This window comes from Pseudomonas sp. P2S-1 (assembly GCF_057197725.1).
This window is the reverse complement of sequence record NZ_CM170068.1, coordinates 1,218,847-1,231,600: the sequence shown is the minus strand read 5'-3', so window position 1 is coordinate 1,231,600 and position 12,754 is coordinate 1,218,847. Positions and strand designations below refer to the sequence as shown.

Below are 12,754 nucleotides of genomic sequence, written 5' to 3'. Positions count from 1 at the left end.
CTATGGTGAATTCACTACAGCAATCGCTGGCAAGCCAGCTCCCACAGGGACCGCGCTACAGGGAAGATTTATGCCACTGCCCATACATGTTCCACTCCATCCTCGTGAAAACCTTCACCCGTCGACCCTCATCGCTCACGGCCTGCTCAACCCGCGCGGCGTGCATGTCGAGGAGGACGGCAGCCTGCTGCTGACCGAAGCCGGCAGCGGCTTGCCGGGCGAACCGTTCAGCGGCCGGATCAGCCGGTTGCCGGCCGACCCGCACGATCCCGCCGCCTGGCAGGCACCGCAAATCCTCGCCGACGGCTTCCGCTCCATGAACATGCAGGCACGCATGCTGCGTGACGAAATCATGGGGCTGTCGGACATTGCCTTCGGCGACGGACGTTGCCTGGCCAGCCTGACCGACTATGTCCAGGGTTCGAAACTGATCGACCTGCAATACAGCCCACCAGAACCGCTGTTCCACAGCCGTGGCAACCTCAACGCCCTGTGCTATCACCCCACCCTGCGCAGTTGGCTTGCGGTCAAGCCCGATACCAATGAGCTGGTGGCGTTCGGGCCGGGTGACGGCGAGCGGGTGCTGGTCCACCTGCCGGACCTTGCCCAAGGCCAGGAAGCCGTACCGGTCACCCTGGTGTACGAGCCGGCAACGGACGCGGTGCTGATCAGCCTGTTCTCCGGCGAACTGCATTGCGCCCCCGAGCGCAAGGGCGTGGACTTCGCCGACAAGGCCGGCCAGGTGATCCGGGTATGGCCGGACAGCGGCAAGCTCGAGGTGCTGATCGAAGGCCTGCAACTGCCCACCGGGCTGGCCCTGGATGCCCAGGGCAACGTGCTGGTCCTGGAACTCTGCGAAAGCCTGCAGCAGCCCCTGACCGACGCCTGGCAGGGTGAAACCCTGCATGGCGGCTTCACCCGCTTCAGCGGGCGACTGCTGCACTGCGACCTGGGCAGCGGCGCGATCAGCGTGCTGGCCCGTGGCCTGGATACCCCGTCCAACCTGTGCCTGGTGCCGGGTGCGGTGGTAGTCAGCGAGGGCATGGGCATGCTGGGGCGGTCGTTGCCCGCGCCGGACGGCAGCGTGGTGCCGCTGGAAGGCCGCTTGCGCCGGGTGCAACTTCCCGGCTGAACCTTGGTTCGCGTCATGTTTCTACGCCGGCCTGGCGTCAGGGACGTGACGCCTTCCCGCGCGCCGTACTATTGCTTCGCCATCACCCACGGTATTCTTGCACCTGGCCACGAATGCGCCCCTCGCTGCGGTTGCTGACAACCGACTGCCCAGGAATACGGACTCTCTCAGGTGCTGACGTGAAGCGTGATATCCACCTCGTTGTTCTGCTGCTCTCCTTGATCGGTTGCTCCCTCGCGTCGCTGACCCTGTGGAAGGTAATGGCCTCCCGGGACCGCACGCTGGCGGAAATCGATGTTCACGGCCTCAACCTGACCCAGGCCCTGGTCACCTACTCCGAAGGCATCGTGCGGCAGAGTTCGCTGATCCTGCTCGGCCTGGTCGAACGCCTGGAGACCGAGGGCAGCGGCCCGACCCAGATCGCCCGGATGAACCAGTTGGTCGCCCGCCAGCAGCCGCTGATGCCGCAATTGAGCGGCATTACCGTGTATGACCGCGCCGGGCGCTGGCTGATGTCCTCCAACCGGCCGATTCCGGTGGGCGCCAACAGCAGTGATCGCGCCTACTTCATCCATCACCGTGACGACCCCTCCCGCGAGCCCTTCATCGGCCCGCCGATCCGCAGCCGGGCCAACCAGGAATGGGTGATCACCATCAGCCGGCGTTTCAACGACGCCGATGGCAACTTCGCCGGCGTGGTGGCAGTGACCCTGGGGATCGAGAACTTCCTGCACCTGTTCGGCACCCTGGACATCGGCCAGGACGGGGCGATCGGCCTGTCCTATACCGACGGCAGGCTGCTGGTGCGCTACCCCTTCCGCGAACAGGACATGGGCCGCAACTTCTCGCAATCGCCGATCTACGCCAAGTACCTGGTGGACAAAAGCGTCGGTACCGCCTCCTTCACTTCCAGCCTGGACGGGGTCGAGCGCCTTTATGCGTTTCGCAAGAGCGACCGCCTGCCCCTGGTGACCACCGTAGCCCTGGGCAAGCGCGAGGCCCTGGCGGCCTGGCGCCTCGAAGCGATGCTGTCGATGCTGGTGGTTTCCCTCCTGCTGCTGGTGACCGGCATCATCGGCTGGTTGCTGATCCGTGCCCTGCGCCGGCGAATCGTGGTCGAAGGCGATTTGCGCGTGGCGCAGCAACAGTTGCTCGACAGCAATCGCCAGCTCGAACGCCTGGCGCTGGACGATGCCCTGACCGGCCTGGCCAACCGCCGGTGCTTCGACCAGACCCTGGCCATGGAGCTGCGCCGCGCGCAACGGGATGCCACGTCCCTGGCCCTGCTGATGCTCGATATCGATTTCTTCAAACGCTACAACGACTGCTATGGTCACCTCGCTGGCGATGCCTGCCTGCGCGAGGTGGCCCAGGCCCTGACGGCCTGCATCCGCCGGCCGCCGGACCTGGTGGCCCGCTACGGCGGGGAGGAAATGGCGGTCATCCTGCCCAATACCGATGCCGAAGGCGCCAGGGTGGTTGCCCGGTCGATGCTGGACACGCTGCATACTCTGGATATCCGGCACCAGGACAGCCCCTTCGGCCGGATCAGCGTGAGCATCGGCCTGGCCTGCGCCGCGGATGCCCTGCTCGCGTCGCCCCAGGCCCTGATCGATGCGGCCGACCAGGCCCTGTACGCGGCCAAGGAAGGCGGACGCAACCGTCTCGCACTAGCCGGGTCCAAGACCGCGAACACCGCGCAAACCGAGTGAAGCCATGCCCGTAACCGATCCCGCCTTGATGATCTGGATCATCGCCGCCCTCGCCACCTGCGGCGTGCTCCTGCGGCCGTGGCGGGTGCCCGAATATGCCTGGGCCATGGGTGGCGCGCTGCTGCTGACCCTGAGCGGCCTGCTGCCGCTGCCGGCAGCACTGGCGGCGGTGGCCAAGGGCGTGGATGTCTACCTGTTCCTGATCGGCATGATGGTGCTGGCCGAACTGGCCCGCCAGGAGGGCCTGTTCGACTGGCTGGCCAGGTACGCGGTGGCCCATGCCCGGGGCTCCGGACAGCGCCTGTTCGACCTGGTGTTCCTGGTCGGGACGCTGGTCACGGTGTTTCTCTCCAACGACGCCACCGCCGTGGTCCTGACCCCGGCGGTGTACGCCGCCTGCCGCGCGGCCAGGGCCGAGCCGCTGCCGTATCTGTTCATCTGCGCCTTTATCGCCAATGCCGCGAGTTTCGTCCTGCCCATTTCCAACCCGGCCAACCTGGTGGTCTTCGGCAAGCACATGCCGCCGTTGCTGGAATGGCTGCGGCACTTCAGCCTGCCGTCGCTGGCGGCGATCGGCCTGACCTACCTGATGCTGCGCCTCACCCAGCGCCGGCGGATCCGCCAACCGCTGGCGCTGCAGATCGAGGCGCAGCCATTGTCCAGCGGCGCACGCCTGTGCGCGGTGGGCATCGTGCTGACCGCGGCGGTGCTCCTGGCGACCTCGGCCCTGGGCGGCGACCTCGGCCTGCCGACCTTCTGCGCCGGCCTGGCGACCCTTGGCCTGGTCCACCTGCGCGAGCGGCGCAGCCCGTGGCCGGTGCTGCGGCAGGTCGCCTGGGGCGTGCTGCCGCTGGTGGCGGGGTTGTTCGTACTGGTCGAGGGAATGGCGCGCACCGGGGTGATCGAACAGCTCGCCCAGGGTCTCGCCGGCCTGGCCCGGGAAGCGCCGGTGCAGGCCAGCTGGACGGCGGGCGTCACTGTCGCCCTTGCCAGCAACCTGCTCAACAACCTGCCCACCGGGCTGATTGCCGGGTCGATCGGCCAGCTCGCCGACCTGCCGACCCAGACCACCGCGGCACTGCTGATTGGCGTAGACCTTGGGCCGAACCTGTCGATCACCGGCTCCTTGGCTACCTTGCTCTGGCTGGTGGCAATCCGCCGCGAGGGCGAACATGTCGGTGCCCTGGACTTCCTGCGCCTGGGCGTACTGGTGATGCCGCCTGCGCTGGTTGGGGCGTTGTTGGCGCTGCATCTGTAGATCACCTGCACGACGCGTGCTCCTGTGGGCGAGCTTGTCGGAGCGCCGAACCGTCGCAAAGGGCCGCACAGCGGCCCCAAAAACCATCCGCCTCCGGTCCGGTGTCAAGTACACCGCTAACCCGCTTTCCTGTCCCCCTCCAGGAAGATTTGCGCCGGTAACTTGAACCCCCGCAACCGCAACAACGCCAAAGGTCCCTCGCCCAACTCCGTGCGCAGATGCCAGGTCAGCGCCTTGCCATCCGGTGCCCGCACCTCCAGGTGGTAACGGCTGGCGCCATCGTCCAGCAGGGTGACCTTGGCGTTCTCCAGGAAGCGGATCAGCCCCCAGGTGCCCTGGTAATCCCCGTACATGCGCAGGTCACTGCCGACGCTGGTCCACAGCACCCGCGTTCCCGGGTGGCTGCCCTGCCCCGGCCAGTAAAAGCGCTGCCAGCGTTCCTTCTGGTTGAAGTAGTGATGCTTCTCGCCATTGAGGATCAACTGGGTATCGATCACGTTGCTGACCGGTTTGCCCCGCAGTTCGAAGCTCATGCCCAGCCCGCCATCGGGCGTGTAGAGCACGTCCGAAAGGTGGCTGAGCTGGTTGACCGCCTCCAGGAAACGCGGGTTGAAGCGCAGGCCCTGGCTGTGTTGCGGGTCGGCCACCCAGCGGCTGCCTTCCTTGCGCATCACGCCATTGAGCTGGGCGCTGAGGAACTGGTCGATACGCCCGGAATCGCTGCGGATCATCTGGCCGAGCATCGGCAGCGAGACATCGCTGTCGGTTGCCGCGAAGGGGTAACGACCGTCGAAGGAACTGCGCCACTCACTCACGATGGCGCGCTGCCATTGGTTGTTCAGGCTTGCGGCCGCAGGCTGCAGCACGCGCTGCCAGGCCTCGTCCAGCGGTTGCACGAACAGGGTTTCGCCCATCGAGCCCCATTCGGCGCCGAGGCTGGCGGACAGCAGGCTGCCGTAGGCGCGGGTGTCGCTGAGGTCCACGCTCTTGCCCTGGAACACGGTCTGGGCCAGGGCCTGGGTGGATTCGCGGGGGTCGGCGGCGTTGCTGATCTGCTGGAGCTTCAGGCGCACCCGGGTGACGCGGGTGAGGAAGGCTTGCAGGGTCAGGCGCTCTTCGCCGCTTTGCGCTTCTTCCTTGCCAAGCACCGCCAGCAGCGGGCCGAAGGTGTCGTCCAGCGGGCTGTCGAGGTGGGCGGCGACGCGCTCGACCAGTTGAGACTTGTCCTTGCCCAGCAATTCCTGGGCGGATTGCAGCAGCGAATCGGCAAGCGCCTGTTCACGGGTGCCGGCACGGCCCTGCCAGGCCAGGGTGTCCATCAGCGCCAGCAGCGGCGACAGGCGCACATCGCTCATTACCGTCAGTTGGTCGATCACCTCCGACAGGCTTCCCGCCCGCTGCCAGCGCAGGCTGTTGAGGAAGGCCAGCCAGGCGCTGCTGTAGTCGCGGAAATAGCGGGTGGTGAGGCGTTGCTTGAGGACCTCGGGGGTCAGGTCGCTGGCGACTTCGCCATGGTTGTCGCTGAGCACCCAGTCGATCTCTTCGCGGCGGGCTTCGGCAATGTCGTCGATGGCCTTGCGGATCTCGCCTTCCCAGGCCTCGCGGGTGAAGACCCCGGGGACGCTCTTTGGGGTGGTGAACAGCGTGGCCTCGGTGTCGCCGAGCATCTGGTTCAGGTGCAGGTCCGGGTAGTGGCTGGTGGCGCGTTCGAGGACCTGTTGGTAGAGGGTGGCTTCGGCATTGCGTTGACCGAGTTGGCCGAGCAGGACCTGGCGCGCCTGGCCCAGCAGAAGAGGATCGAGGTTTGCCGTCGGGTGGGCTTCAAGGTGCTCGGCGTAGAACTTCCATAACCCTGGCGCCAAGGTGTCCCAGGCTCCGGGCGATATGCCCTCGCGCTCAGGCTCCAGCTCGCCCATCACCCGCACCAGATAGCCCGGATCGACCTTTTCCGGCCGGGCCATCATCAGCCAGGCTTTGAGTTGCTCATAGGATTGACTGGCACGCCGGGCGCGCTCGGGGCTGTCCGGTGGCAGGCGCACCAGCGCGTCGAGCCTGGCTTGCAGCAGCGCTACGGCGGGGTCGCGCAGCAGCCGGGCATTGAGCTCGACATAGCGCGGCCACAGGGTGTCGAGCAGGTCCTGGTTCTGGCTGAGGCCGAAACGCAGGTACCACGGCGGGCCTTCCTGGGAGCGGTAGTCGAGACGATCCAGTTGGCGGACCAGTTCGTGCAACGCCAGCAACTGGGCATCGCCCTGCCCGGCCTGGTCCAGCGTGGTCAACAGGGTTTGCACGTCGAGAATCTGCTGGCGGTTGGTGGTGAAGGACAAGGCCATTCCGGCGCCCCACACCAGCGCGAAAACCATGAACGCCGCATAGGCGATGCGCGGCGCCTGCCAGCCGAAACGGCGCGGGCGGGTCTTGTCGTCGATCAGGTCCTGCCAGGGTTTCTCGGTGATCCAGAGATGCCCGAGCTTGTCGTCGGTGCGGGGCGCGAAGACCGGGCCGAACCACAGGCCGCGCAGGTCCACGCCACGAATCCCGGAGACCAGCCATGGGCGCAGTACCGTCAGCCAACGAGGGATGCCGTTGTGGTGCAGGTCGTTGGACAGGCGCAGGAGGAAGTCGTGGTTCATGTTCTTGCGCATCTGGGCCAGGCCGGTAACGCGCAGCGGTTCGACCAGGGCGGTTAGTTGGTCTTCCAGGCTGGCGGTAGTGGCCTTCGCCGGCAGCAGGCAACCGACGGGCTGGGTTTCGCGGCCGTCCTGCGACCACTTGCTGGTGCGGACTTCCCAGAGGTACAGCGGCAGGTGCCAGTGCAGCGCCTTGGCCAAGGCGCCCAGGCCCTTCTGGCACACGCCCATGCCGTCCGGATCCAGGCTCTGCTCGCGGGTCAGGGCCCAGACCATCCCGTCCAGCCCGCGCCAGCGACTGAGCTCGCGCCACAGGGCAAGATCGGCAGGCGCGGGGTCGTTGCGCAGGCTACCGGCCCACAGCAGCACGGTGTGTTCACCCACCAGCCAGCGCTGCTCGGCCAAGCCCGGGGCGATGGCCTCGATCTCGGCGGGTTCGCCGGCGATCAGCAGCAGGCGGGTCTTGCGCCGCCAGAACGGGCCATACAGGTCGCGCAGGGTCTGCACCAGGTTGACCTTGGGGTTTTCCGGCTTTTTCAGCGGGGGCGGCGGCGGTGCCACCGGGTCGTGGTTGACCAGCCGGCGCACGCCGTCATGCAGGGTCTGCCAGATCAGCAGCACCACGATGAACAGCAGGATCCAGGCCAGTCCGGCCATCAGCAGCAGTTCATGCCATGGCGTGCGTTGCGGATCGGCCAGATACCAGCCACCGGCGACCACGGCAACGATCAGCGTCAGGGCGGCGGCCAGCAGCAGCACGGTGTGCAGCGGCGAGAATGTCGGGGTTTCAGCAGCTTGGGTCATCAGGTGTCACCACTCCCAGGGCCAGGGTGCAGGAAGGATCGCGGGCCAGCCAGGCAACGGGCTGCGCGTCGAGTTGGGCATGGGCGGCGGCCAGGCTCAGGGCCAGCATCGCCTCCAGTCTTTTGGGTTCGCCGAAGTTGAGGGCCGGCGCGGGTTGCAGAGGGCTCCAGTCGAATTCCGCCGGGGCCGGGGCAAAGCTGGCGCAGGCCTTGGCCGGGTGCTCCAGGCCACTCTGGCGCAAGGCCCGAGCAGCCACCTCGGGCAAGCTGTCCTTGCCCTCGACAAAGGCTTCGCCCCGGGCGATGCGCACACCGCCGGTCTTGCCCAGCAGCCACAGCAACGCCGCTTCTCCGGCGGGCAACGGGCTGTCCTTGCGCCCCGGCCGGGACTCGCAGCCGGCGCACAGCACCAGGGCGTCGGCCTCGGCCTGGTGCAGGTGGTCGATTGCCTCGTCCAGGCTGTCCAGCCCGTTCCAGGGCAAGGGCTGCGGCGGCAGGGTGATGTTGAATGCGCGCTGCATTTCCTCGGCGAACACCTGCCAGGCCTCGGTCGAACCTTGCCAGTAGCAGCTCAGCAAAGGTCCGGCGAACGGCTCGGCACGCTGGGCCTGCAATTGCAGCACCAGGCGTTTGGCCAACTGCCGCTCGCGCTCGCCCTGCCCCTTGGCCAGCACCGACGGAAAGCGCAGCACCTGGCCGCCGTCGCTGTCCTGGGCCTGGGGCGGCTTGTTCTCTGCGTTGAACAGGCCAGCGCGATGCGCGGGAAGAATGCAGGCAGGGCCCAGCAGGACCATTTCCACCAGCGCCGCCTGTTGCCGGTGACGGCTCCACCAGCGCTCTTCCACCTGGCGGGCGGCGGTGCCGTAGCACTCGGCGTTGTGCCGGTTGAAGCGGAAGAACAGCACCCGCAGCAACAGCGCCAGCAGCCACGTCACCAGGGCCAGGGCACCGAGCAGCGGCAGCCAGCGCTCCATCCACGGGCGCAGCAGCACGCCGGCACAGCCCACTGCGGCCAGCAACACCAGCCCGCCGACCAGCCAGCGCAAATACTGCGGCGGCGGGCGCAACGGCCAGGGCTTGAAATACGGCGCCGGCTTCATAGGCTCACCTGGGTGTCGGGCAAGGAACTGACCAGGGTGCAGCCGCAGGCGCAGCGATGGCCGTCGAGGGCCACCGGCAGCTCGTCCATGGTCATCAGCGCGCTGCCTTCGGCGATGACGGTCAGGCCATGGAGGTTGCAGCGCACCGCATCGCCCTCGCAGGCCACGGGCTTGCCGTCGCAGTCGTAACGGCCGTGCAGGACTTCACCACCGTAGGGATGCAGGGTATCGCCGAGGCGGACAACGGGTTTCATAACGGGGCTCCTTGTGCCGGGGCACTTTCGGATGAGACGGGACAGGATTGCGGCTCGGGGAGGCGCAGCGGGGTCTTGATCGGGTAGTCGGGGTGGCCGTAGCCATAGCAGGAGGTGGTGACCTGGATTTCGTCGCAGGGGAGGAAATGCACGGTGACACCGCAGACTTTCTGATCGCTGTAATCAGGGACCGAAGCAAATTTGGAATGGTGGCGCTTCTGAGCCTCTATCGACTCAAACCATTTCCTGTACTCAGCCCGATCTGCAAAACCGGGAAATCCTTCGGTGCTGTCAGACCCTGTTTCCCAATCAACCCGAACTGTCATTCCAGGCACCCACTCAGACGGAAGGCTGATATGTCCTCCCCCTCCACCCTGCCACGCCCCGATAACATCCAGCCCCGAATGCCCATCGACCGCGAAATGGTTGATCGCCCAATGGGTATGATTGATCCCCATGATCCGCGCCTGAACGCTCCCTGCCGCAGCAATACCCGCCAGACCAGCGAGCATCAGCACAAGCGCCCTCGCCCGCAGGCCAAGAATTCCCCACTTCATACCTTGCCTCCCTGTTTCGTACATGATTGTGGCTCCGGCAGGTTCAGCGGGGTCTTGATGGGGTAGTCAGGGTGGCCGTAGCCGTAGCAGGACGTGGTGACCTGGATTTCGTCGCAGGGGAGAAAATGGACGGTGATGCCGCAGACTTTTTGGTTGGTGTAGTCGGGGACGGGGGCGAACTTGCTGTGCTGCCGCCTCTGGGCCCGCATCTTTGCAGTCCACGCCTCATACTTGGCCTCATCAGCAAAGCCTGGGAAACCTTTGGACCCTCCGACTCCTGTCTCCCAGTCCACACGCACCATTAACCCCGGCACCCATTTGGAGGGTAAGCTGATATGTCCGCCTCCCCCTCCTTGCCAAGGCCCGATAACATCCACCCCTGACTGTCCATCGACAGAGAAATGGTTGATCGCCCAGTGGGTATGGTTGATCCCCATGATTCTCGCGTGAGCCGTCGCTGCCGGCAGCAATGCCAACAGGGCACAAATCGCTACGGGCAAGACACCGAAGAAAGCGCTTCCACTCCCATTACGCCGACGCATCGTTCACCTCCCCGAGGCTGGCGTAGAACGCCTGCCATTCGTCATCGATCTCCTGCTGCGCCTGGGCCAGTTGCTCGGCGTCCAGAACGTCGTCGTGACGCGCAGGACGTTGCGGCAGGGCAACACCGCTGTCGGCCACGGCCTGATTGCGTTCGAGGATTTGAGCAAGCGCCCGGCGATGGGTGGCGCCGAAGAACACCATGCGCTCGGTGAGGTAGTTGCCCAGAGGTTCGCGTCCTTGGCTGTACATGAACCAGGCACGGGAATCGTGGATCTGGTTATCGAACAGCGCACGCAGCATGCCCAGAGGCTGGTTTGCGTTGAAGTGCTCCCTGACATTGCCGCGGTTCGTCTCGCTCTTGTGGTTGAGCTCGCCCGAGGGTGGCGGAAACAGCTGGCTGACGCGCTGGCGACCGAGTTCCTTGAGGTGCTCCCATTCGCGACGGCGCGCACTCTTCAACTTATTCAGCAAGGTCAACGGTGTGTCCCTGGGGTAAACGATGGTCGGCATCCGATAGTCCGCTTCGAACTCGTCCGCCGCATCGGAGAGCTGGGTCTTGCCCATGTCGGCATCGAAGTACTTGACCCCGGGCTCCAGCGGCTTGGGCGGCAGGCGCAGCAGGTTTTCCCTGATCTGCTGCTCGCGACGCCGCGCTTCGACGGCGGACTGACGCTGGTTTCGTGCTGTCTCGGCTTGCGCTCTCTTGTCATCCGCCGCCTCGGTATCGGTGGCCTCGATCCAGAAGGTTTCGCCCTTCAGCGTCTTGAAGGCATAGCGGTCGATGCGCCAGGCCGTGATCCAGCCCAGTTGATCGCGCATGACGGCTTCCACCGGCTGCCCGGCCGGGATGGGCTGGTAGTTTTCCACTTGCTCGATGGGAAGGGGTTGAGGAGTTGGTGTCAGGCCCAAGGTTGCTTGGCGCCAGGCGTTGAAGCGGTCAACGAGTACAGGCTCAACTCGAAATAGGTCCAATACTTCGAAAGACAGCGCTGAATACAGCTCTGTCACCCGAGATACTGGAAGGGCGTGTTTGGGAACTTTCAGAGGAGCCCCGTTAGCAAATGCATCCGCGTACATGTCATGCAAAGCAATCTGAGATAGGAGCAAACCATCGTTCTCACCAATCCCTTTCCCCTGATCCCCCGGCGGATACCCTCCCCCCTGGTCCGAATGCACGCCTGGATGAACCACCTCGGTGCTGTTATCCGGATAACTACCATCCGCCCGCCGAATCGAATCCAGTGGAAAGCTCAGGCGCTGTTCGTGACCGGCAACGATATGCAGGCAACGCTTGACCAGCTTGCTGGTGGGCAGTTCCTGGGTTTCATCCGCCCAGCTCATATGACCGTCCGCACCGGGCACTGCATCGGCAAATCCCACGGAAGCCACGGTGTCTAGCAGGCCGAGGTACTGGATCTGCATGGGCAGCACCACCTCGCCAAACTTCAATACCGGCCGCGTATCGACGTCTTCCAGCAGCTCGTTCAGCCAGTGCACAAAGGCCCGCGCACTGGCCGCTCCACGGGAGAAGCCGTAGACATAAAGGCGCACACCCAACAACCGGGACTGACCGCCTCGATCACTCATGGCGGTACGAAGGGGCTTTTCGAGGGCTGCCAATTGCCTGAAAAACTCACGCCTGCGGTTGAGTCGCCCGTACCTGGCTTCAAGGCCCCGAAACGAATTCGTCGACATGGCCTCGATGGCTTCGCGCAACAACTGGTGGTCCAGCCACTCTCCACCAAGGGCACGCCCCAGTGCATCAACGAGCATCAGCAGCCCCCAGTTGATCCGCTCTTCACCAAGACTGGCGAAGACCAGGCCCCAATTGTCGTATTCGAGATCGCCTACCTCGGGAAATGGCGTCCCCACGCCTGGTATGTAGTACTTGAAGAACTGTCCGTGCCCGGTTCCGAACTGGTCGGTCAGGCCGCTGGCGCCACTACTGTGTGAGGTACCTCCGGCATAGCCATCGCCGATGGAGGCCCGGAACAGCCGTCCGATATTGGTCGGGGACGCCGGCTTGGCGATGTACAGGTCATGGTTGAGATTGTTTCCAGTGCCATCGAAAAACAGGCTGATATGTAGGCTCTTGCAGCAGGGAGGCATCACCCGTCGGCCGGCAGCCAGGTTCAAGGCCTCGCGATGCTCGCTCTCGGGTTCACGCTGGATACGCAGGTTGGCTTCAACCTGCTCCACCCTCGACGGCAAGCGTCCCTGGACGGGAAACTGCGGCGGATAACAGACAACAGCTTGATTCAGTTCGGACATGATTGTGGCTCCGGCAGGTTCAGCGGGGTCTTGATGGGATAGTTCGGATGGCCGAAGCCATAGCAGGACGTGGTGACCTGGATTTCGTCACAAGGGAGGAAATGCACGGTGACGCCGCAGACTTTTTGGTTGGTGTAGCGGGAACAGGCGCAAGTTTGCTGTGTTGGCGGTTCTGTGCAGTGACCCGTTTCTCCCAATCCAAGTACTTAGGCCAATCAGCGAACCCAGGAGAGTCGTCATAGGCGACGCCTGTTTCCCACTCAACGCTTACCGTCATCCCTGGCACCCACTGGGGCGGCAGACTGATATGCCCCCCTCCGCCCCCCTGCCAAGGCCCGATAACATCCAGCCCCGAATGCCCATCCACCGCGAAATGGTTGATGGCCCAATGGGTATGGTTGATCCCCATGATCCGGGCCTGAACGCTCCCTGCTGCGGCGATACCCGCCAGACCAGCGAGCATCAGTACAAGTGTCCTCACACACTGGCCAATA

The 12,754-nt window shown here is 65.1% G+C and carries 9 protein-coding genes and 1 pseudogene; 3 read left to right on the top strand and 7 right to left on the bottom strand.

The features are described from left to right. Positions 1–70 precede the first annotated feature (70 nt). The 3 genes from AC2CQI_RS05600 (at position 71) to AC2CQI_RS05590 (ending at position 4,102) form a co-directional block, all read left to right on the top strand. Positions 71–1,132 carry a hypothetical protein gene (locus AC2CQI_RS05600; RefSeq protein WP_484579460.1) on the top strand — a complete coding sequence of 354 codons (1,062 nt, stop codon included), beginning with the start codon at positions 71–73 and terminating at the stop codon, positions 1,130–1,132. Positions 1,133–1,311: 179 nt separating this feature from the next. Beyond that, complete coding sequence (locus AC2CQI_RS05595; RefSeq protein ID WP_484579459.1) at positions 1,312–2,844, top strand: sensor domain-containing diguanylate cyclase; 1,533 nt, start codon at positions 1,312–1,314, stop codon at positions 2,842–2,844. Between the two features lie 4 nt (positions 2,845–2,848). Next, on the top strand, positions 2,849–4,102 hold the full coding sequence (locus AC2CQI_RS05590) for an arsenic transporter (protein ID WP_484579458.1): 1,254 nt from the start codon (positions 2,849–2,851) through the stop codon (positions 4,100–4,102). 116 nt (positions 4,103–4,218) lie between these two features. On the opposite strand, the gene AC2CQI_RS05585 is transcribed toward AC2CQI_RS05590, so the two are convergent. From AC2CQI_RS05585 to tli1a (AC2CQI_RS05555), 7 genes and pseudogenes are all read right to left on the bottom strand, one after another. Continuing rightward, positions 4,219–7,536 (bottom strand): ImcF-related family protein, encoded by a 3,318-nt coding sequence (locus AC2CQI_RS05585; RefSeq protein ID WP_484579457.1) that lies wholly within the window; start codon positions 7,534–7,536, stop codon positions 4,219–4,221. Next, complete coding sequence (locus AC2CQI_RS05580) at positions 7,520–8,635, bottom strand: hypothetical protein (protein WP_484579456.1); 1,116 nt, start codon at positions 8,633–8,635, stop codon at positions 7,520–7,522. Before AC2CQI_RS05580 ends, AC2CQI_RS05585 begins: the two co-directional genes overlap by 17 nt. Beyond that, positions 8,632–8,889, bottom strand: coding sequence for a PAAR domain-containing protein (locus tag AC2CQI_RS05575; RefSeq protein WP_484579455.1), 258 nt, complete (start codon positions 8,887–8,889; stop codon positions 8,632–8,634). The genes AC2CQI_RS05580 and AC2CQI_RS05575 overlap by 4 nt, the downstream gene beginning before the upstream one ends. Beyond that, the gene (gene tli1a / locus AC2CQI_RS05570; RefSeq protein WP_484579454.1) at positions 8,886–9,446 is read right to left on the bottom strand and encodes a Tli1a family immunity protein; all 561 of its coding nucleotides are present in this window, start codon (positions 9,444–9,446) and stop codon (positions 8,886–8,888) included. The genes AC2CQI_RS05575 and tli1a (AC2CQI_RS05570) overlap by 4 nt, the downstream gene beginning before the upstream one ends. Continuing rightward, on the bottom strand, positions 9,443–9,988 hold the full coding sequence (gene tli1a, locus AC2CQI_RS05565; RefSeq protein WP_484579453.1) for a Tli1a family immunity protein: 546 nt from the start codon (positions 9,986–9,988) through the stop codon (positions 9,443–9,445). Before tli1a (AC2CQI_RS05565) ends, tli1a (AC2CQI_RS05570) begins: the two co-directional genes overlap by 4 nt. Then, complete coding sequence (locus AC2CQI_RS05560; RefSeq protein WP_484579452.1) at positions 9,975–12,260, bottom strand: T6SS phospholipase effector Tle1-like catalytic domain-containing protein; 2,286 nt, start codon at positions 12,258–12,260, stop codon at positions 9,975–9,977. The genes tli1a (AC2CQI_RS05565) and AC2CQI_RS05560 overlap by 14 nt, the downstream gene beginning before the upstream one ends. Beyond that, positions 12,248–12,723: pseudogene (tli1a, locus tag AC2CQI_RS05555) on the bottom strand (Tli1a family immunity protein). The gene AC2CQI_RS05560 and the pseudogene tli1a (AC2CQI_RS05555) overlap by 13 nt, the downstream one beginning before the upstream one ends. Between the last annotated feature and the right edge of the window lie 31 nt (positions 12,724–12,754).